Origin of the sequence: Paenibacillus tianmuensis (genome assembly GCF_900100345.1) — a bacterium.
Classification (GTDB): domain Bacteria; phylum Bacillota; class Bacilli; order Paenibacillales; family NBRC-103111; genus Paenibacillus_G; species Paenibacillus_G tianmuensis.
In genome coordinates, this window is record NZ_FMTT01000008.1 from 108291 (window position 1) to 128704 (window position 20414).

Annotated in this window: 17 protein-coding genes; 4 read left to right on the forward strand and 13 right to left on the reverse strand. The window is 55.8% G+C overall.

The features are described 5' to 3' along the window. Positions 1-129: 129 nt before the first annotated feature. Positions 130-1125: an MBL fold metallo-hydrolase gene (locus tag BLO51_RS08015; protein WP_090669479.1), complete on the reverse strand. Its 996-nt coding sequence runs from the start codon at positions 1123-1125 to the stop codon at positions 130-132. 1 nt (position 1126) lies between these two features. Then, positions 1127-1864, reverse strand: a complete 738-nt coding sequence (locus BLO51_RS08020) for a class I SAM-dependent methyltransferase (protein WP_090669484.1) — start codon at positions 1862-1864, stop codon at positions 1127-1129. Between the two features lie 212 nt (positions 1865-2076). Here BLO51_RS08020 and BLO51_RS08025 point away from each other — a divergent pair, with 212 nt between their 5' ends. Further along, entirely contained in the window at positions 2077-3285 is a 1209-nt protein-coding gene (locus BLO51_RS08025) for an ROK family transcriptional regulator (protein ID WP_090669488.1), read from the forward strand. A 116-nt stretch (positions 3286-3401) separates the two neighbouring features. Here BLO51_RS08025 and BLO51_RS08030 read toward each other — a convergent pair whose 3' ends face one another. Both BLO51_RS08030 and BLO51_RS08035 read right to left on the reverse strand, forming a co-directional pair. Continuing rightward, a complete protein-coding gene (locus BLO51_RS08030; RefSeq protein WP_090669491.1) occupies positions 3402-4574 on the reverse strand; it encodes a DNA sulfur modification protein DndB in 1173 nt (390 codons plus the stop codon). Further along, a complete protein-coding gene (locus BLO51_RS08035; protein ID WP_090669494.1) occupies positions 4574-5749 on the reverse strand; it encodes a DNA sulfur modification protein DndB in 1176 nt (391 codons plus the stop codon). The genes BLO51_RS08030 and BLO51_RS08035 overlap by 1 nt, the downstream gene beginning before the upstream one ends. 567 nt (positions 5750-6316) lie before the next feature. Here BLO51_RS08035 and BLO51_RS08040 point away from each other — a divergent pair. Next, positions 6317-7990 (forward strand): glycerol-3-phosphate dehydrogenase/oxidase, encoded by a 1674-nt coding sequence (locus tag BLO51_RS08040; RefSeq protein ID WP_090669497.1) that lies wholly within the window; start codon positions 6317-6319, stop codon positions 7988-7990. A gap of 88 nt (positions 7991-8078) precedes the next feature. Here BLO51_RS08040 and BLO51_RS08045 read toward each other — a convergent pair whose 3' ends face one another. Together BLO51_RS08045 and BLO51_RS08050 are read right to left on the reverse strand one after the other, a co-directional pair. Further along, complete coding sequence (locus tag BLO51_RS08045) at positions 8079-8963, reverse strand: alpha/beta hydrolase family protein (RefSeq protein ID WP_090669500.1); 885 nt, start codon at positions 8961-8963, stop codon at positions 8079-8081. After that, the gene (locus BLO51_RS08050; RefSeq protein ID WP_090669503.1) at positions 8960-9196 is read right to left on the reverse strand and encodes a hypothetical protein; all 237 of its coding nucleotides are present in this window, start codon (positions 9194-9196) and stop codon (positions 8960-8962) included. The genes BLO51_RS08045 and BLO51_RS08050 overlap by 4 nt, the downstream gene beginning before the upstream one ends. A 171-nt stretch (positions 9197-9367) precedes the next feature. Here BLO51_RS08050 and BLO51_RS08055 point away from each other — a divergent pair, with 171 nt between their 5' ends. Next, entirely contained in the window at positions 9368-11041 is a 1674-nt protein-coding gene (locus tag BLO51_RS08055; protein WP_090669506.1) for a ribonuclease J, read from the forward strand. Between the two features lie 192 nt (positions 11042-11233). Here BLO51_RS08055 and BLO51_RS08060 read toward each other — a convergent pair whose 3' ends face one another. Further along, entirely contained in the window at positions 11234-11674 is a 441-nt protein-coding gene (locus tag BLO51_RS08060) for a DUF6398 domain-containing protein (protein WP_090669509.1), read from the reverse strand. Positions 11675-11989: 315 nt separating this feature from the next. Here BLO51_RS08060 and BLO51_RS08065 point away from each other — a divergent pair, with 315 nt between their 5' ends. After that, complete coding sequence (locus BLO51_RS08065) at positions 11990-12250, forward strand: hypothetical protein (RefSeq protein WP_090669512.1); 261 nt, start codon at positions 11990-11992, stop codon at positions 12248-12250. 365 nt (positions 12251-12615) lie between these two features. Here BLO51_RS08065 and BLO51_RS08070 read toward each other — a convergent pair whose 3' ends face one another. From BLO51_RS08070 to BLO51_RS08095, 6 genes are all read right to left on the reverse strand, one after another. Continuing rightward, the gene (locus BLO51_RS08070; RefSeq protein WP_010493958.1) at positions 12616-12840 is read right to left on the reverse strand and encodes a helix-turn-helix domain-containing protein; all 225 of its coding nucleotides are present in this window, start codon (positions 12838-12840) and stop codon (positions 12616-12618) included. Positions 12841-12958: 118 nt separating this feature from the next. Beyond that, positions 12959-16165: an alpha-mannosidase gene (locus BLO51_RS08075; protein WP_090669515.1), complete on the reverse strand. Its 3207-nt coding sequence runs from the start codon at positions 16163-16165 to the stop codon at positions 12959-12961. 223 nt (positions 16166-16388) lie between these two features. Further along, the gene (locus BLO51_RS08080; protein WP_090669518.1) at positions 16389-17579 is read right to left on the reverse strand and encodes a GntR family transcriptional regulator; all 1191 of its coding nucleotides are present in this window, start codon (positions 17577-17579) and stop codon (positions 16389-16391) included. Positions 17580-17736: 157 nt separating this feature from the next. Beyond that, the gene (locus BLO51_RS08085; protein WP_090669521.1) at positions 17737-18576 is read right to left on the reverse strand and encodes a MetQ/NlpA family ABC transporter substrate-binding protein; all 840 of its coding nucleotides are present in this window, start codon (positions 18574-18576) and stop codon (positions 17737-17739) included. Between the two features lie 55 nt (positions 18577-18631). Continuing rightward, positions 18632-19294 (reverse strand): methionine ABC transporter permease, encoded by a 663-nt coding sequence (locus tag BLO51_RS08090; protein WP_090669523.1) that lies wholly within the window; start codon positions 19292-19294, stop codon positions 18632-18634. Further along, positions 19287-20309: a methionine ABC transporter ATP-binding protein gene (locus BLO51_RS08095; RefSeq protein WP_090669526.1), complete on the reverse strand. Its 1023-nt coding sequence runs from the start codon at positions 20307-20309 to the stop codon at positions 19287-19289. Before BLO51_RS08095 ends, BLO51_RS08090 begins: the two co-directional genes overlap by 8 nt. Positions 20310-20414 lie beyond the last annotated feature (105 nt).

Consider the following 20414-nt stretch of genomic DNA (forward strand, 5'->3'; position numbering starts at 1 on the left):
GACCCCCTTTTTATTCCAGAACTTACTTTCTCACACCTGGTCCACGTCAAAAAGCGGCAGGCTCCGTTCGAAAAACGGAACCATGCCGCATTGCAGCTGATTGGTCGAAACCGGTGGATTAGAATAATATTACGCTTTCTGGTAAATTACAAGCCCCTCGCGCACGCTTTCGGTCAGCTTGCCGGCTTCGCGCAGCCAAATCAGGTGCGCAATCGTTTCCAGCAGCGCAAAGCGCAGCTGGTGCAGGCTGAGCCGCTCCCCGAAGGTCGCCCGGCATACGTGGTACGCCGTGGCCGGCTCCGCAAGCTTCGACAGCATCGCATCCAGACGCTCCGCATGATGGGCGATCAGCTCGTCGGCGCGCTGCTGCAGGTAACCGAAAGGCTCCCGGTGACCGGGAAAAGCGAGCCGCACCTCGTATCGGCGAATCGCTTCCAGGCTGGACAAATAGCTGGCAAGCGGATTCTCGTCGATCCCGTCGGGCAAGTAACTGACGTTCGGGGATATTTGCGGAAGCACGTGATCCCCGCAGAACATGACGGCTGACTCTGCGCGGTAAAAACACAAATGCCCTGCGGCATGCCCCGGCGTCTCGATCGCTTCGTATTCCTCGTGGCCGAGCCTTACACGCTCCCCGGCTTCCACGACGGTGACCTCCGGCTGCGGCGAAACGGACGGGACAAAGCCTTGCATATGCTCCTCCAGCGGCTTCATCATCTCCTCCGGCAGCCCTTCCCGCCGGAAAAGCCCGATGATCCGCTGCGTCATCGGCTGCCCGTCTCCCCAGAGCAAGCGCGTCTGTTCAAGGCCGCTCCGCGACATCAGCACGGGCGCGCCGGTGCGCTCTTGAAACCATCCGGCTAGCCCGTAGTGGTCCGGGTGATGGTGCGTCAGCACGATGCGGTCGATGTCGGAGTAGCCGAGCCCAAGCTCCGCAAGCGCCGACGTCCAGACAGCTTCGGCCGCCTCCGTCCGCAGCCCCGGGTCGATCAGCGTCCAACCACTCTCTCCCGGCAGCAAATAGCTGTTCACCCAGCGCAGCGGAAACGGCAGGGGCACCTTGATCTGCAGCACGTCGCCGTGCTTTGTCACGCTCCCATGGCGGCTTGATGGCGATCCGTCCATATTATGCGTCCCTCCTGCCGACAAAGATCATTCGTTTTGATCGGTCGGGCTCGTAAGCCGAAGCGTCGTAATCGCCGTAAACGGCGTCGATTTTCAGCCCTGCCAGCTCCAGCATATCCAGGAAACGCTCCCGTCCGATCAGCTTCACCTGCTCCTCATAAACCCGGTCGCCCGATCCGCTTCCGTCCTGCAGCACGATCGTTTTGCGCACGAATCCGTCCTCGATCCGGCGTTTCTCATCGATATGGATTCCTTCGACGGTTCGAACCGAGTGCGGCACCAAATGCGCCGCCACATAGGCCGGATTCAAATAATCGATAATGAAGCGCCCGCCTGGCGCGAGCAGACGGTACATTTCCCTCAGCACCTGCTCGTTGTCCCGATCGCCGGGAAAATAACCGAACGACGTAAACAAGTTGACGATCGCATCGAATTGATCGGTTATCGGTACGTTGCGCATATCCCCATGAACCCAGCGCACTTCGCCTGCGGTATCCAGCTTTCTCGCTTCCGACAGCAGCACCTCCGACAAGTCCATTCCGGTAACCCGAAAACCGAATCCGTTCAGCGCCATCGAGTGCCGCCCCATGCCACAGCACAGGTCAAGGACCTCCGCTCCCTCGGGCAGCTCCAGCCATTCCATCATCCGGCGCACTTCCTCATAAGCGCCTTGCATATCGCGATGCTTATAGACGAGCATATAATCCCGTCCGAAGCTTTTTTCGAACCATTCGGTCATTTCGCTTTCGTCCCTTCTATCCCAGCTTTCCTGGACAAACTAAGCCCTATTTTACCAGAAGATCCCGCCTGAACGCACGCTTTTGTTCGAATCGGCCGTCAGCGCTGAGGCCGGGCTTCCATTTTCTCAAGGAAGGATAGCGGGCCGCCAGAGACTGTAGTATAATTAACGGTTGAAAACGAAAAAGACCCTTCTGGCAACGGAGGAAAAATATGACGACCGCCATTGAACAGCGCATTGCCGGGCGCAAGCATAAAGAAATTTTCGAGCAGATCCGCAAGCAGGGGACGGTCTCCAAGATCGATCTGCTGGAGAAAAGCGGGCTGACGGGCAGTACCTTAACCCGGACGCTGGAGGAATTAACGGCCCAAGGGGTCATTGCGGAGGCCGGCTTCGGCGAATCGACCGGAGGGCGCAGGCCAATTTTATATACGGTAAATCCCGATTATGCCTATGTGTTCGGATTGGATATATCGCGGATGTATTCCAAGCTCATTCTGTTCGACCTGCAGCTGAACAAGCTGGACAGCAAGCGCTGGGTCATGACGGAGGACGTTACCCCCAAGGTGCTGCTGGAAGAGATTGTGGCGGAGGCCCGCGACATGCTGGACCGCCGCTCTCTTCCGGCCGACAAGGTGCTCGGGATGGGCATCGGGGCCGTCGGGCCGCTGGACCAGGCTTCCGGCATGCTGCTGGAGCCGCTTCATTTTGCCGCCGCCGGCTGGAAAAATGTCAGCGTTACCGGCTACCTGGAAAGCCGCCTCGGCTTTCCGGTTGTGCTCGATAACGGAGCGAATACGGCGCTCATCGGCGAATCGTGGTCGGACCGGGAGCGCGACTACCGCCATTTGCTATACGTTCACGTCGGCGTCGGCTTGCGGTCGGCCATGATGACGAACGGGCAGGTCGTGTATGGGGCGGTGGACATGGAAGGGTCGATCGGCCAAATGATCATCCAAACGGACGGCCCCCGCCTGTGGAATCATGGCAACTTCGGCACGCTCGAATCGTACGTTTCCATTCATGCGCTGGAGCAGCAGGCGCAAGCCCGGCTCAAGCAAGGCCGCGACAGCCTGCTGCTCCGGCTGGAACCCGATCCGGAGAAGATCGGCTTCGCCCATCTCCAGCAGGCGCTGCAGGCCGGCGATCCGCTGATGGTGGAGCTGTTTACGCAGGCAGCCACCTATTTCGGCATCGGGCTGTCCAACCTGCTTAACATTTTGCATCCGGAAAAGGTCATTCTGGGCGGCGCCTTGATCGGCGGCCATGCCGGCTTTTTCCATACGGCGACGCGAGTCGCGATTCAAAGAACGTATTATTATCCCAAATATCAGGTTGTGTTCAGCCAAGGCGCGCTCGGTGAAGAAGCGCTCGCCACCGGGGCGGCGCTGCTGATCGTGAACAAGCTGAGCGCGGTATAATTATTGGGCCGGTGACTGCTCGTCTCGTCACTTCGTCTCCGCCATCAACGGACAAATCAAAAAGGCGCCCCCGCTATGCAGGGACGCCTAATTTTATGTTTCCACTTCAAACTGCCTTATGCTGACGCTTCGCCTTCCTCGGCCGGATCGCCGTGCAGCTCTTGGAACAATTGAACGAGCTTGCCGTGCTTGCGCAGCGATTTTTCGTGAATCAGGTTCAGCTTACCATTGTCCAGCACTCCGAAGCGCTCGATCAGCTGCTCGTTCTCGTGCGTCCAATCAAAGCCTTCGAAGATGTTCAGACAGTTGGTCCAGTTTTTCGTATACTTGCCGTCCGTGAACAAATGACGGTGCGCATACAGCGCGACGCTTTCCTGCATGGCGCGGGACGCCGAAGTGTACTGCGGCACCCCCGGCTGCTCCGGCATGAGAGGAACCAGCGTGCTGTAGAACTGGTGCAAAATCTCGATGTACGTGGACGGGTCCTGCTTGATCCGGCGCGCCAGCTCGTAGGAAGGCTGCATTTTGCCCGTAAACAGCATCGTCGCGGTCGAGTACATCCAGCTGAACGACGTAAAGTTTTTGTTGTAAGCGGTCAGGTTGGCCCGACGCTCGACGCCCGCAGACTTCAAGAAGACGTTGTGGTCCACGACCTGCTGAATGACGACGTTTAGCGGATCGATCGAGTCAAACGAATGGCCGAGTTCTTTGCTGACGAGCTGAACCTTGGAGTTGATGTCCCCGAACAGCTGCTTCTCTTCTTCCTCACTCAGCCCGATGTAGATTTGCACCGCCAGCTCGCTTTCCATCAGTTCCAGACGGCGGCGTTCCAGCTGCTCGACCTGGCCTTCCAGCTGCTCCAGCTCGCTTGCGATCTCCACATTGTCCGGTGCTTTCCGGTGCTTGATTTTCATGGCGGCGACTTTCTTCTCCAGGCTGCGCGCTTCTTTGAGCATTTGCTCGTTCACGTAGCCGAGAGCGAGAATGCGGTGCTGGCCGTCCAGAATGCTCAGCTTCGAGCCCGGACGCAGGTACAGGCCGCTCTGCACCTTAGCCAAGCTGCTGACGTCGCGCAAGCTTAAGGTAACCGGACCGAAAAAGACGCGGTCGAGCTCGCGCTCCTGCAAGTAGTTGGAAATTTTGCGGCGTTGTCCTCCGCTCAGCTTCCGCTGCACCATCGGATCAATGGTGGTGTAGTTAAGCAGATCCTGCACTTGTATCGCTACCGTTGCGAGTCCGAACCGATCGCAAAACGGATGTATGGTCATTTGCAAATTTAAACCATCCATTAACCGACGTCCTCCTTAGAGCTATCTCCCGGAAAAGCTTGCTGCCCCATCGCATCGTCGCGGATCAGGAACATGTGGTGCTCCACGTAAAAATCTTTGACGAACTGATACGCTTTTACGATGCGCGAGCGTCTTGGCAAACGGTCTTTCTCGTCCCCACTGTAAATGGCGCTCCAGTCGATATGCGGCAAAATTTTGAGCGCATAATCGAGCGCGTATTTGTTGAACGTGCCGGTTTTCGTCACTTCCTCGTGAAAGAACATCGACAGCGCGATCTGCAGGTTCTCCGTCCAGCAGAGCTCGCCCTTTTCCGGCTCCGGCAAGTACTTGAGCAAGCTTTCGAAATAAAGCGACGCCAGCTTCATATGCTCTTCGATCTCTTTTTCCTCAAAATAGTACCCGTTGTTGCGCGCCGCCGACTTGAGCCGTCCTTCGAACAGGCCGATCAAAATTTCGATCAGCAGGTGGTAGGAGAACAAATACTCCGGCCCTTTGCCCCGCTCCGTAAACATGTCGACAGGCAGATTCTTCATCACAGACGCATCTTCCACCAGCCTCGAAGCCAGCACGTGATAGAACCGGCGCTGCTCGCGGAGAACGGCCAGATTTCCGCCGATTTTGCGCGGAAGCTTGTTGATGTCAGAGAACAGCTGCCGTTCCTGACGCGCATTGATGTCCAGGTAGATCATGGTGGACATCGGGAAAGCATACAGCTTGCTCAGTTTCGCGCTGATTTCCTCCATGCGGTCGTACTCCCGGCGGTCTTTCGCCCGGGCCATCGCGCCCTGCAGCGTTTCCATCAGCCGGCGGAAGGCGGCAAGCCGGTGCTGGCCGTCCACGACGTACAGCTTCTCGATCGCCTGCAAACGGTAGACCTGCGCCTGCTCATCATACTCTCCCGCGCCACGGGCCGAGAGGATGATGCCCGGAAAATAAATGCCTTGTCCGTGATCCAGATAGAGCATGATATAGTCCATCATCTTGGACAAGTTTTGCGGAACGATGGAGCGTTGAACCTCCAAATCCACTTCGTAGATGGCGAACAGTTTGCTCATCGGAAGCGTGGTCGAAAGCGTCGTCTGTCCGAACGTCCGGGACATCGCCCCGGGAATTTCGATATACGATGATGCTTTCTGCTCCGCCAGCAGCTCCGACAGAGACGAAATTTTATCCATAACCGTTTCCTCCTTGACTTACCTCGCGTAAAGCTATATGCATATAGTTTACTATAATAGGTTCATATAATTCCATTATACACCGAAAAGACACGAAACATTCAGGATATTGGCAAAATATGCGTCTTTTTTTCATTTTCCGGGCTTGCTTTTTTGATAAAGAACAAAATAAGAAAATTTGACATTTTTCGAGAAGAAACGTATCGGCCGATCGCAGCGCTATGATGGACCCTTCTCGTGCTTCCTTGGTCCAAAACCAACATTTAGCCCGGCTTCGTCATATCGATTCCTCCCCCGAGGATAGTCCGCTAATATAATAGGAAAAAGGTTGCAAAGGGAATCTATCATACGCCCGATTTCGCTGTCAAGGTTGATCCGAAGCCGGTGCCGTGCTATGATAAAACCAACAAGTTAATCAGGTCAGAGATCAAGAGAAGACCGTGAGCAAGCTCTTCAGGAGCGCGTGTGCAGCAAGCGACGCGCCGACGTAGAGTTGCTTCACGTCTTCTCTTTTTTGCTTTTACCCGGAACTGGGCGGCCGTACATTGCGAAAGGGGATCGATACACATGACAAAACAGGCGCAATTTTCAGGGGAACACCGAGAAGAACGGCTTCGGGAGATGGCCAGTGCCCCGCTCGATCTGCTGGTCATCGGCGGTGGCATCACCGGGGCGGGAATCGCGCTCGACGCGCAAACCCGGGGGCTGAAAACCGGACTGGTCGAGATGCAGGACTTCGGCGCGGGCACGTCGAGCCGTTCCACGAAGCTGATTCACGGCGGCTTGCGCTACTTGAAGCAGCTTGAATTCAAGCTGGTGGCCGAGGTCGGCAAAGAGCGGGCCATCGTCTACGAGAACGCGCCGCACGTGACGACGCCGGAGTGGATGCTGCTGCCGATGATCGAAGGCGGCACCTACGGCAAGCTGGCAACCTCCGTCGGGCTGATGATGTACGATTCGCTGGCGGGCGTCAAGCGGAGCGAGCGCCGGATCATGCTGTCCAAAGCCGAAACGCTGCGGCGCGAGCCTCTGCTCCGCGAAGACAAGCTGAAGGGCGGCGGGTACTACGTCGAGTACCGCACGGACGACGCCCGGCTGACGATTGAAACGATGAAAGCCGCTGCGGACCGCGGCGCTCTGGCGGTCAACTATACGAAGGTGGAAGAGCTGCTCTATGAGGGCGGGAAGCTGAAGGGCGTGCGCGTTGTCGACAAGCTGAACGGCGAAACATATGACATCTTTGCCCGCAAAATCGTCAATGCGGCAGGACCTTGGGTCGACATGATCCGGGAAAAAGACGGCTCGAAGCAGGGCAAGCGGTTGCATTTGACCAAAGGCGTGCACCTTGTCATCGATGGCGGGCGGTTCCCGCTCAAGCAGGCGATCTACTTCGATACGCCGGACGGCCGCATGGTGTTCGCGATTCCGCGCGATGGCAAAACGTATGTCGGCACCACCGACACGAACTACAGCGGCGATCTCGTTCATCCGCGGATGACGACGGCCGACCGCGATTATATTTTGACGGCGGCGAACTTCATGTTTCCGAGCCTCAAGCTGACGGCGGCCGATGTCGAGTCCAGCTGGTCCGGGCTGCGGCCGCTCATTCACGAAGACGGTAAATCGCCGTCGGAGCTGTCGCGAAAGGATGAAATTTTCATCGCTCCTTCGGGTCTGATTACTATTGCCGGCGGCAAGCTGACCGGCTACCGCAAAATGGCGGAGCGCACCGTCAACCTGGTCACAGGCCAGCTCCAAGAGCTAGGCCGCGCTTCGTATCCGGGCTGTACGACGGACCGGATCAAGCTGTCCGGCGGGGACGTCGGCGGCTCCGCGCAATTCAAGGCGTTCGCGGAATCAAAAGTACGCGACGGCGAAGCGCTTGGTCTGACGAAGCGGCAAGCCGAGTCGGTCGTGCAGCGCTATGGCTCCAACGCGGACCGCGTCTTCCAGCGCTGCACGCTCCTGCGCGAAGAAGCGGAGCAAACCGGCCTGCCGCTGGATGTGCTGGCTTCGCTCGCCTACGGCATCGATGAGGAAATGGTCGCGACACCGCAGGACTTTTTCGTCCGCCGGACCGGCGCGCTGTATTTCGATATTGCCTGGGTGCAGCGTTGGAAGCAGTTGGCGACGGCTTACATGGCGAAGCGCTTTGGCTGGACGCCGGAGGTTGCGGAGGAGCAACTGCGACGACTGGACGTGCTGCTGCGCGATGCGGCGACGCCTGCCTCGTCCGAGTAAGCCCGGCGGTCCGGTGAGCCTGCTACACCGCTGTATAAGCGGCCCACAGCTGGAGCCGGGACCGATGTCCCGGCTTTTCGCTCTGCGCTCAATCCTGCCTGCCCCTTTCGCTGGCAATGCGCATCCGGCTGTCCAAAAAACGAGCGGTCGCTTCGAGCGCTTCCTCAAGCTGCGGGGTCGTTCCGGCAAACGGATGAACCGTGCCAAATGTATGCGTTCCCCCTGCAATCGTCACGAACGACTGGTTCGGAGCGGCCTCGCGCAGCCTGCGGAAGCCCTCCTTCAGCCGGTCGGAGTCCGCGTCGCCCTGTACGGAGAGCACCGGAGTCTTCAGTCCGGCGAGCCGCGCGGTAATATCGAAGCGCTCCGCATTTTGCTTCAAGTCATCGTAGAACGTTTGCCGAATCGGCATGCTCTGCCCCGTCCGCGCGTTCGCCACGTAGGCGACGCCATTGCGGACGATTTCTTCCTTAAACGCGTCGTCGAACAAGTCGGCCGAAGCGATGCCGTTCCACGTGACGACGGCCTGCACATCCGGGTGCTCCGCGGCAAACACGATGCTGTTTCCGCCCCCGCGGCTGTGGCCGAGCAAGGCAACCCGGCCGGTGTCCGCCTGCTCCGCAAAGGGCAGACGCTTCTCCTGCAGCAGCTCCCAGACGACCGCCAGATCCGCCTGCTCGCGGGAGTACGTGTTCACGGCGAATTTGTCCAGTTCGTCGAAATCCCGCTCGTTCACCCCGTTGCAGGAAAAATTAAACCGGACGACGTAATATCCGCGGCGGGCCAGCTCGGCCGCGGCATAAGACTGAAAGCCCCAATCCATGAAGCTTTTAAACCCGTGCGCCATGATCACGACGGGCGCCGACCCTCTGTCGACCTTCTCCTGTACCGTTACCTCGCCCCGAAGGGTCAGCTCGGCGTCAATCGGCTGCTCGAAACGCCGCTTTTGCAATCCTGATGCTTGCTCGCTCATAAAAATTCCTCCTTGAATACACTGTAATGATATGGAATAACGGCTAATGTACAACCCTTCCGTCTTTTGTGCCGTGCCTGACTGTATTTCCTTTCCATTGTATCAAAAGCGCCGGCATTTGCCATGCTCTCTTTGTCCCGCAGCACGTGTCCGCCCCGAAACGAAGCGGGCAGCCTTGCCAGCCGCATCGTATGAGGTTCGCTGCTCGTTCTGGCGCCGATCGGACCGATCATTCATGTCCCCGTCCCTGGCCGGTCCGAGGCGAAATAACGCGCCTTTCTCAACGGTTCGTCCAACATTTACTTTTTTTCCGAGAGTTGTGTTATAATAAAGGCAAGTGACTGGTTCGGATCTTTTGAGTTTGATTTGTATGTTCGTCGTCAATTCCATCGAGGAGGTTTAACTTGGCTAGTTCAGAAAAAAAGTTGTCCATTTTTGCCTTGGGCGGCGTAGGCGAAATTGGCAAAAACATGTATGTGGTACAATACGCAGACGACATTGTTGTCATTGATTGTGGTTCGAAATTTCCGGATGTGGAGCTGCCCGGCATCGATATTATCGTACCGGATATTTCCTATCTGATTGAGAACCGGAATAAAGTCAGGGCGCTCGTCATTACGCACGGTCATGAGGATCATATTGGCGGGTTGCCTTATATCCTCAAGCAGCTCAACATACCCATCTATACGAGCAAACTGACGATGGGACTTATTGAAGGAAAATTAAAAGAACACGGGCTGTTGGGTTCAACGGAACGGGTGTTAATTCATGCTGATTCCGTATTAAAGTTCGGAACAATTGTCGCTTCGTTCTTCAAAACGAATCACAGCATTCCGGACAGCCTTGGGGTCGTGCTTGATACCCCTGAAGGCGCCGTCGTTCACACCGGCGATTTTAAATTCGACCAAACGCCTGTTAACGGCCAATATGCGGACCTTCACCGCATGTCGGATATTGGCAAAAAAGGCGTTCTCGCCCTGCTATCCGAGAGCACAAATGCGGAACGTCCAGGGTTCACCCCTTCAGAGAAAAGCGTCGGCGGCAATCTGGAGGACGTATTCCGGACCTCACGTCAGCGCGTGATCGTGTCCACCTTTGCCTCCAATGTGCACAGGCTTCAGCAGGTCATCGAAGCGGCTATCGCTTCGAATCGGAAGCTGGTCGTCATCGGACGCAGCATGGTCAATATGATTACCATCGCCTCCGAGCTCGGTTATCTGAACATTCCGGACGGTATGCTGATCGAGCCGAACGAAGTGAATAAATACGCGGCCGACCGTATCGCTATTCTGTCTACGGGCAGTCAGGGCGAACCGATGTCGGCGCTGACCCGCATGGCCCGCTCGAACCACAAGCAGGTGGAAATTCTCCCCGGGGACACGGTTATTATTTCGGCCACGCCCATTCCGGGGAACGAAAGAAATATCGGACGGACGGTCGACGAGCTGTTCCGTCTCGGTGCCCACGTCATCTATGGCTCCGGTACACTGACGGGTATGCACGTTTCCGGACATGCCAGCCAGGAAGAATTGAAGCTGATGATCAATCTGATGCGTCCGAAATTTTTCATCCCGATTCACGGGGAATACCGGATGCTTCGTCAGCACAGCACGCTGGCGCAAGCCGTCGGCGTCGACCCGGCCAACATCTTCATCGTCGACAACGGCGAAGTCGTTGAAATCCAGAACGGCGCGGCCCGCAAACGCGGAAAAGTTCCGGCAGGCAACACGCTTATCGACGGCTTAGGCGTCGGTGACGTCGGAAACATCGTCCTACGGGACCGCAAGCATTTGTCTCAAGACGGCATCCTGATTGTTGTCGTTTCAATCAGCAAACAGGAAGGCAAGATCCTCTCCGGACCCGACATCATCTCCCGCGGCTTTGTTTATGTCCGCGAATCGGAAGGCTTGCTCGACGAGGCAAGCCGCATAGTGTCCAATACGATCAACAAATTAACTCACGAGAATGAGAACCAATGGTCTACGATAAAATCAAATGTAAAAGATGCGCTTGGACGATTCTTATATGAGCGAACCAGAAGAAAGCCGATGATTCTTCCCATTATTATGGAAGTTTGATCGAACCAAACCAACCAGTCCACTTACAACGAGCAAATACCCTCTATCCTTTGCGGGATGAGGGTATTTTTTGTCGGGTATAATTCGTCCGTGCCTGTGAACGGACTTTGGCTTTTAACTTTTGCATAAGGTTGGAAGTACACTGAGATGAACTTTTAAGAAATACTTTCGAGTTCATTGCCTCGTTATTGCTTATTCTTTGTTCTTCAGAAAATCTGCGGGGACAATAAATCCGTTTATGGATACCAAATTGTTAAACGGATTGTTTTGCTGCGACCTTTTCGTTGCAAATTCGTCATTAAAATAGCCCATTTTGAACATATCGCGTATTGACTTCGATTTTTGTGAAGTTGTACTTTGAGCAGTGCCGAAATATCCGCATATATCATGAACCGATACGTAAGGCTCAAAGTTTTTGTCGAACAAAAAGTTGACTGTTCCAATCGCATGAATAATTCCTGCCGCCCAAACCTCCAGCTTGCCCGTCATAAACGGAACCGTCCGCTTGCGCCCCAGCTTTTCTACCATTTTGCACGACAGCTGCTCGTAATCTTCATCCAGATATTGTTCGCAAAAGCCCTTCACCAGTTGCAGCAATTGTTCCTTCTTTTCAAGCATCTTCGGATCCTTCATCTTCTCCTCCTAAGGGTATGACCTGCCACTTTAAAAAAGGGGGCCTTTCCGCCAATCCCATATGCCTCGTAAACTGGAAAGCCTTGTTCGCTTCCTCTGCCGGAATCGCCCGCATTGGGTATGGAGAGCAACACATACTGATCGGGAAACAATTCTCAGACTTGCTGTCATTTCATTGCCGAATCCCTCCTACAGTAATTCCTGAATCTATTTTACCACAATTTGAGTGGAATTCGTGCGAATCACTACCCTATTCATCTCTCTTTTAACGTTTATGCTATAATGAAATAAGGACAACCAAGCGAGGTGAAGCCGATGAAATGGAGAGAAATTACCGAATTGCATCCGGGTCGTTTTGTATTGGTGGAGGCCATCAAAGTAAGCTCCAATAACCGTGTACGCCAGTTGGAGGATATGGCGGTGATTCAGGATTACGACAATCCGCAAGAAGCGTGGAACGGGTACAAGTATTTGCACAAGCTGCATCCGACACCTGAATTGTACGTATTCCACACCAGCCGAAGTGATGTAGAGGTGGTTGAAGAGTTCTTCTCAGGGGTAAGGCTGCAGTCATGAAGATACAACTCCAGCACGGCTTGCCTATTATCTCCCTGACTTTAACCCACGACAATCAATCTATTGTTTTAAAGAACGTTCTATTTGATACTGGGCATAGATTTTATGATAAGAGCCAAGTGTAAAGCCGACTTTGAAACAATGGAAATTAAGATAGCAAAAACAAGCGATGCTGACCATCAACATCGCTTGTTTTTGCTATCTTATGAGAAAGTTTCAGTTTTTTCTTCACAGATCATCATCCAAAAACCCAATAAAATCAACGCTTCACGCTAAGTTCCACCGAAAACCAAATAGCCCTCTTCCCGCGCTTCCCCGTAAGGAAAGCGGAAAAAGAAGGCTGGTGTGGTTGCTTCGCGAATGCTTTAAATCTGCAGTTCCCCAAGCTTGATCAACTCGACAACTGCTTGCGAACGGCCTTTGACATTTAACTTTTGCATGACGTTGGAAATATGGTTACGGACTGTCTTTTCGCTAATAAACAGCTGCTGTGCGATATCTTTTGTCGTTTTGTCCTGCACAAGCAGTTCAAAGACCTCACGTTCGCGATTGGTGAGCAAAAATTTACTTTTGTGATCGCTGCCTTTCAAAGTGTCACCCCTCCTTGCCCGGGTTTTGGTTTCATTACAAGGTCTAGGGATACAGTCAAATTCAGTTTATGAAAGGCAGCACTTGCTGGTGCGTTTGCACTTAAAAATGGGCTTCGCGCTACGCTTTCAGAGCGATCCGCAGCGTCTTGATCTCGTACGGCTTCATGAACAACTTAAGCTCATGCGAACTATGCTCCACCGCTTGCGGCTGCTCCTCCATCAGGTTCGTCTCTTCCACGGAAACGAACTCTCCGATCCGCGCATCCGCGCCAAACCGGACGTCTCCCCGAATGCCACCGTACTCGTACAAGCGGACGATGAAGGTCTCGTCGTCTTCGGCTTTTTTGACGGTATCGATCATGACATGGGAGCCATCGACGCGGAACAGTCCCAACTGCTCAGGAAGTCCGTCCGTATGCGCCGCTCCGTTCAACTGCACCGGAAGTAGCGGCATGTTGAGCTCGCACGCCTGACGGTGCGTGTCCGCCTCCAGCCAACCGTTTTTATGCGGATAAAGTGAATACGTAAATTCATGCAGCCCTTGATCGGCTTCCGGATCGGGCGATACCGCCGACTTAATGAGACTGAGACGCAGCACATGATTGCGGATATCATGGCCGTACTTGCAATCGTTCAGCAGGCTGACGCCGTAGCCCCCTTCGGACAGATCGACCCAGCGCTGCGCCACCGTTTCGAATCGCGCCCAATCCCAGCTCGTGTTCCAGTGCGTCGGCCGTTCCACGTTGCCGAATTGGATCTCGTACGTCGCCTTCGTCGACCGCACGTCGACCGGAAACGCTGCCTTGAGCAGGTGCTGCTTCTCGTGCCAGTCAACCCGGGTGCAAAAATCGATTCGCGGATGGTCGCGGTACAGCGTCATTTTCTGCTCGATGACGGAGCGGTGGTAACGCCATACGAGCTTAAGCACGGCACGCAGCGGCCCCTGCTCCTCCACGACGGCTTCGGTCAGCTCCTCAACGGTCCAGCTCTTCTCTTGATAGTAGATGTCGATATCCCAAGCGTCGTGCGCCATCGGCTTATCTTCGAATACCTGCAGCACGTTGGCCGCTTCTCCCGGCTTGAGCACTTCCCGCGCGTTCCGCTTATCGTACAAAGATACGATCTGGCCGCTGCCGTTAAGCTCTATCCGGTAAAAAGGCGTCTCCAACAGCCGTTCGCCGATGCTCCACTCGTCGCCGTTTGCCGCCGAAGCACTGTTCGTGCTTTTGCCGATGATGGTCGTATAGCCTAATGAAGGAACGTTCGGCGTATGAACGAGCATCGAGACGGGCTGTCCGTCGGCGCCGCGAACAAGCTGATTTTCCAGCGCTTCGCCGCTTGGCAAAGACCACGCTAACTGCTCGGCAGAAGCTGGAAGGGCGTCCAAAGGAATTTCCACAAGCGCCGACCGTTCCCAGCCTAACGGGTTGATCACCCGATAACCGACAACCTCTTCCGCAGCAATAACTCCGTCTTGCCCGCTACCGCCTGCAATCGCCTGAGTACCTTGTTCCAAAGCCGCGACCGCCAGTTGTTCCGCTTCCGCGTACTCTTCCCGGCTGTCCTCATATACTTCGCCGATCGAGGAGCCTGGGATAATATCGTGGAACTGGTTGCGAAGCGTAATGATCCAGCTCTTCTGCAGCGTTTCAACCGGATACGCATGCTCGCCGTTCAGCAGCATCGCAAGGCTGTTGACGAATTCCGCTTGGTGCAGCAGCGCCTCCATCCGGCGGTTCATCCGCTTGTTGTAGGCTTGCGACGTATACGTGCCGCGGTGGTATTCCAGGTACAGCTCCCCGTCCCATAACGGCAGGCGCGGGTGATCGGATACCCGGTCATCGAGCGCTTCGAAAAACTCCTCCACCCGGCCTTGGCGTACCTGCGGCATCGCCGGCATGTCCTCGAAGCGCCGCACCGCCTCCAGCATGTCGCGCGTCGGTCCGCCGCCTCCATCGCCCCATCCGTAGGCGAGCAGCAGTTGGTCGTTCAGTTCCTTTTGCCGGTAGTTGTCCCACAGCCCCTGTACGCTGGACGCGGTCACGTTGCCGTTGTAGGTGTAGTACCAGCTGCCGTCGTTGTTGGGCGTCGTAATAAAATGAGTCAGCAGTTCCGTACCGTCGATGCCCCGCCAATGGAACGTATCGTGCGGGAAGCGGTTATATTGGCTCCAGCTGATTTTGGTCGTCATAAAGTAATCGATGCCGGCCTTCTTCAAAATTTGCGGCAGCGCCCAGCTGTAGCCGAACACGTCGGGCAGCCACAAAATCCGGTTGTCCACGCCGAACTCTTCGCGGAAAAACCGCTTGCCGTACAGCAGCTGCCGGACGAGCGATTCGCCGGAAGGGATGTTGCAATCCGACTCAAGCCACATCGCTCCGGACGCTTCCCAGCGGTTCTCTGCGACGCGCCGCTTGATTTTCTCGTAGATGGCCGGATAGTCTTCCTTCAAATAAGCGTAAAGCTGCGGCTGGGATTGGAAAAAGATATATTCCGGATAGCGGTCCATCAGCTGCAGCACGGTCGACCAAGAGCGGCCGGATTTCTCGCGCGTATGTTTCAATCTCCACAGCCAAGCGACGTCGATATGGCAATGTCCGACCGCCGTTACCTGAGGCCGTTCCCCGCGCGGCAGCTCTTCCAGCCGCTGCTTGAGCAGCGCCAAAGCCTGTTCCGCCGCAGCGTAAAAACCGTCCGAGCCCGGCGCGCGCCAATCCAGCAGCCGGAACGCATCGTCGAGCGCCGACAGCATGCCATGCTTCTCGTTGCTGCGGTCCTCCAGGCAGCGCACCGCTTGCAGCACATGCAGCGCCGTATAGTACAGGTCGTCCGTGGCCGGGTCCAGCCAAGCGAGATCCAACTCGTCGATCCGGTGATCGAACGGCTGATGTCCCGCATCCGGCGGCGTCAGGCCGCTCCAGGCTTGAATGAGCAGCTCCGTGCCGCCCTTATTGACGGCTTCAGCCGGGATAAACAGCTCCCCATGGTTCCGGTCCAGCGCCTGCGCCGGCTCCCCGTCCAAATAAGCAAGCGCCTCGTAGCCGCTGCAATTGCCCCCGCCCGTGTTGCCGAGCCGGATCAGACCTACGACGTCCCGATCCTTCCATGCCTCCGGAAACGTCAGCGCACTCACGAACCAAGCGGTCTGGTCGCGTCCTCCCCAACGGATGCCGACCGATACCGGTGTTCCGGCTTGCTCCCGAGCCTCCTGCGGGGAAGATGCTTGCTCCACAATGCGAATATCGGTCAACGGGAAGCGATCCCGGTATCTGGCGTGCGCCAATTCGTTAATGCGACGCTCCAGCTTTTCTTCTACAAATCTCATGTCCGATCTCCTTTTCTATCGCTAAGATATACCTCCAATGTACGATATATCAAATATATTATCAATATGCATATTTGCTATAAAATTTAAACGATGCGCACGGCAAAAAGCCCCCGCCAAGCGTACTTCTTGGCGGAGACTTGCAGACGCAGCATGATTATAAGGACAGCTATTATAGTAAAGTTCCGCTCCGCAGCGCAATCTGCCACGGATTCTCTAAAAGCTAGGACGGTTTAACCGGGCCGGTCGAGCCTCTTACGACAAGCTCCGGTCTTAAGATGATTTTCGTATACTGCCCGTTGTCCTTGTTCTGCGGGCGATCCAGCAGCCGGATCAAAATTTCCGCGGCTTGGCTTCCGATCTCTCCTTCCGATTGGGCAACGTGCGTATACCGTCCGGGCTCTTCCAGCCCCGGGGAAGGATCGTCGAACGTCAGGATGGACAGATCGTCGGGCACGCGAAGCCCGAGCCGCCGGGACAGGATCGCTAGATGAATGCCGAGCTTCGCGTTCAGCGCGATATAAGCCGTGGCCGTGTTGCTCTGCAAATGCCGGTACAGCGGGTGCTGCTCGTCCAGCCGGACATCGTCGATCCGAAAGTCCGTCAAGATCAGCGAAGGATCGATCATCGCGCCTTGCTCTTTCAGCACCTCCATGTACCCGGCGATTCGCTCGTCTACGGATACGGTCGGCAGCGGCGAGTCCGAGCAAATTGCGATTTTCCGGTGCCCGAGCTCCCACAGATGCGAGACGGCCAATTTGGCGCCAAGCGCACTGTCCGAACAAACGAAATTCGTCTCCACCCCGGGCAAGTAGCGGTCGATTAATACGAACGGAAACTTGTTGATTTTGAGCGCCAATATTTCTTCGTTATACATCTCCGCATCGACCGGGAAAATAATCAAGCCGACCGCCCCCATGCGGGTCAGCTCGACGATCGCTTCCCGCTCCCTCTCCTTGGAATTGTGCGTCAGGACGGTAGCCAGATAATAGCCGGTATCGTTCAGCGTGCTCACGATTCCCTGCACCAGCCGCAGCGCGAAATAATCGGCTATGGACGGGATGAGGAGACCGATCATTCTGCGTACTGCGCCCGCCGTCCGGTCGGCTTGGGAAGCGGCGGCAGGGCCCTGTACTCCCGTCACGTCCGGCCTACCGTTCGCTTGAGCTTGAGGGCTGATCGAAGCGCCCTCTCCGCTGCCGACGAAGCTGCCGCGTCCGGGAATGCGGTAAATCCACCCGTCCTTGGCGAGCTGGGCAAGCGCGTTGGCTACCGTAATCCGGCTCACGTTGAACCTCGCGATCAGCTCTTTCTCGGAAGGAATCCGGTCCCCGTCGGCCAGTTTTCCGGAGGAAATGAGCTGCTTGAAGTGCTCCTGAATTTGCACGTACAAGGGCTGTCTTTCACTTTGCATGCGTCACGACCTCTGCTATCGATATTATCATTATGTCAATTATATCAATCCCTCGAAGGCGTGACAATCCATTCTAAGGACGCCAATCGATGCCCCGTTGCCTCCTGAAATTCAAAAAAGCGGGACCCTAAGGTCCCGCTCAGCTTAGCGCTATAGCTTATTTAAACGCAGGCACGACTGCGCCTTTGTACTTGTCTTCAATAAACTTTTTCACGTCTTCGGACGTGAGGGCTTTAGCCAGCTTCTGCATCGCCTCGGAATCTTTGTTGTCCGGGCGGGATACGAGAATGTTCACGTACGGGGAATCGTTCGCTTCGATGAACAACGCATCCTTCGTCGGAACAAGCTTCGCTTCGAGCGCATAGTTCGTATTGATGAGCGCCAGATCGACTTCACCCAACGTACGCGGCAGCATGGCAGCTTCCAGCTCTCTGATGATCAGGTTTTTCTTGTTTTCGACGACGTCTCTGACCGTTCCTTTGACGCCAACGCCTTCTTTGAGCTTAATCAGGTTGTTTCTCTCCATCAGGGCCAGCGCGCGGCCGCCGTTGGACGGATCGCTCGGAATCGCAACGGTTGCGCCGTCTTTCAGCTCGTCAATCTTTTTAATTTTTTGCGAGTAGCCGCCGAACGGCTCGATATGAACGCCGGATACTGTAACGAGATTCATGCTTTTGTCTTTATTGAATTGCTCCAGATATGGCGTGTGTTGGAAGAAGTTCGCATCCAGCTGCTTCTCGAACACCTGTACGTTCGGCTGTACGTAATCGGTGAATTCCTTCACTTCCAGGTTGACGCCTTGTTCTTTCAGCTTCGCTTTGATGGAATTCAAAATTTCCCCATGCGGCGAGGCGGTTGCGCCCACCTTCAGCGTCACTTCTTTTTTCTCGGGAGCCGGTGTCGCTCCTCCCGTTTGCGGAGCTGCCGATTTGGTGCCGCAAGCAGCGAGAGAGAAAGCCATCACGACGGACAATGCGGTGATCATCATTTTTTTCATAGTAAGATTCCTCCACCTTTTCCTATAGTATCGATTCCTTTGTATATTAAAATCCTTATTTTCGCTGAAATTTCCGGACAAGCCGGTCGCCCAGCGACTGCAGGATTTGAACCAGCACGAGCAGAAGCAGCACGGTAACGATCATCACGACCGTTTGGAAACGCTGGTAGCCGAACCGGATCGCTAGGTCGCCGAGACCGCCGCCTCCGATGACCCCCGACATGGCCGTATACGATACGAGCGTGACCGCCGTAATCGTCGCCCCGGCGATCAAGCCCGGACGCGCTTCGGGCAGCATGACCCGCGATACGATCTGCCAGTACGTCGCGCCCATCGATTGCGCGGCTTCCACGACGCCGCGGTCCACCTCGCGCAGCGACGTCTCCACCAGGCGGGCGAAGAACGGTGCCGCGGCAATGACCAGCGGCGGGATCGAGCCCGATACCCCGAGGGACGTGCCGACGACCAGCCTGGTGAAGGGAATCAGCATAATCATTAGAATCACGAACGGCACCGAGCGCAGCACGTTGACCACGAGCGACAGCAGCGCGTACACGACAGGCTGCCCGAGAAGCTGTCCCCGCGAAGTTAAGAAGAGGATGATGCCGAGCGGCAGACCGATCAGCACGGTAAACACCATGGACAGACCAAGCATCGTCAACGTGTCGTAGGTCGCCTCTCCGATCGCTCCCCAATCCAGATTAAGCAGTTCATCCATGCTGAATCACCTCCACATCCAATCCGCGGCCGCGCAGCAGAGCGATAGCCTGCTCCGCGACGCCTTCCTGCCCATGCAGCTCAACGACAAGCTGTCCGTAAGGGGTATCCTTGAGCTTCGATACCGTCCCTTGCAGGATGACGAACGGCACGTTCTTCTCGCGCATCGTTTCGTACAGCACCGGCTGGTATGTCTGTTCGCCGATGTACGTCACCCGGACAAGCGTCCGATTGCTCGCCGCTGTGCTCCCGGAAGTCTCCAGTCCGAGCGCAGCCACATCGGAAACTTGAGCGACGAACTCCCTAGTCGTCCGATGCTGCGGCTTCAGGAACACGTCGGTCACCGGTCCCTCTTCCACGATCTCTCCGCCGTCAATGACCGCTACCCGGTCGCAAATCGTGCGAATCACGTTCATCTCGTGCGTAATCAGGACGATCGTAATGCCGAGCTGCCGGTTAATATCCAGGAGCAGCGACAAAATCGCGCCGGTCGTCTGCGGATCGAGCGCCGACGTCGCCTCGTCGCACAGCAGCACCTTTGGATTCGTCGCCAGCGCGCGGGCGATACCGACCCGCTGCTTCTGGCCGCCCGACAGCTGCGCTGGATATTTGCTGCCGTGACCGGTTAATCCGACGAGTCCGATCAATTCCTCCACCCGGCGGGCAATCTGCTCCTTCGGCAGCTTGGCGAGCCGCAAAGGGAACGCAATATTATCCGCTACCGTCGCGGACGACAGCAGGTTGAAATGCTGAAAAATCATCCCGATCGAGCGCCGCTCCAATTGCAGCTTAGCGGTGCCCAGCTTCGTTATCTCGACGCCATCCACGACAACTTCCCCGGCGGTCGGGCGCTCCAGCATGTTGATCGTGCGGATCAGCGTGCTTTTGCCTGCCCCCGAATGGCCGATGATGCCGAAAATCTCGCCTTTGCGGATCGTCAAATCGATATTCCGCAGCGCCGTAACCTGTTTGCCCCCGACATCGTAGTTTTTCGCAATGCCTTTCAACTGAATCAAATCGTATTCCTCCCCGGAATAAACGGCCCTTGTTCGGTTAAACGAGCGCGTTCGCTTGCGCAAAAAAACCCTGCACGACGAGGTACAGGGTTAGCGGTTTAACTC

Coding starts and splice junctions, on each gene's coding strand:
- BLO51_RS08015 (WP_090669479.1), bottom strand. CDS start 1,125: ATGGACGGATCGCCATCAAGCCGCCATGGGAGCGTGACAAAGCACGGC.
- BLO51_RS08020 (WP_090669484.1), bottom strand. CDS start 1,864: ATGACCGAATGGTTCGAAAAAAGCTTCGGACGGGATTATATGCTCGTC.
- BLO51_RS08025 (WP_090669488.1), top strand. CDS start 2,077: ATGACGACCGCCATTGAACAGCGCATTGCCGGGCGCAAGCATAAAGAA.
- BLO51_RS08030 (WP_090669491.1), bottom strand. CDS start 4,574: ATGGATGGTTTAAATTTGCAAATGACCATACATCCGTTTTGCGATCGG.
- BLO51_RS08035 (WP_090669494.1), bottom strand. CDS start 5,749: ATGGATAAAATTTCGTCTCTGTCGGAGCTGCTGGCGGAGCAGAAAGCA.
- BLO51_RS08040 (WP_090669497.1), top strand. CDS start 6,317: ATGACAAAACAGGCGCAATTTTCAGGGGAACACCGAGAAGAACGGCTT.
- BLO51_RS08045 (WP_090669500.1), bottom strand. CDS start 8,963: ATGAGCGAGCAAGCATCAGGATTGCAAAAGCGGCGTTTCGAGCAGCCG.
- BLO51_RS08050 (WP_090669503.1), bottom strand. CDS start 9,196: ATGATCGGTCCGATCGGCGCCAGAACGAGCAGCGAACCTCATACGATG.
- BLO51_RS08060 (WP_090669509.1), bottom strand. CDS start 11,674: ATGAAGGATCCGAAGATGCTTGAAAAGAAGGAACAATTGCTGCAACTG.
- BLO51_RS08065 (WP_090669512.1), top strand. CDS start 11,990: ATGAAATGGAGAGAAATTACCGAATTGCATCCGGGTCGTTTTGTATTG.
- BLO51_RS08075 (WP_090669515.1), bottom strand. CDS start 16,165: ATGAGATTTGTAGAAGAAAAGCTGGAGCGTCGCATTAACGAATTGGCG.
- BLO51_RS08080 (WP_090669518.1), bottom strand. CDS start 17,579: ATGCAAAGTGAAAGACAGCCCTTGTACGTGCAAATTCAGGAGCACTTC.
- BLO51_RS08085 (WP_090669521.1), bottom strand. CDS start 18,576: ATGAAAAAAATGATGATCACCGCATTGTCCGTCGTGATGGCTTTCTCT.
- BLO51_RS08090 (WP_090669523.1), bottom strand. CDS start 19,294: ATGGATGAACTGCTTAATCTGGATTGGGGAGCGATCGGAGAGGCGACC.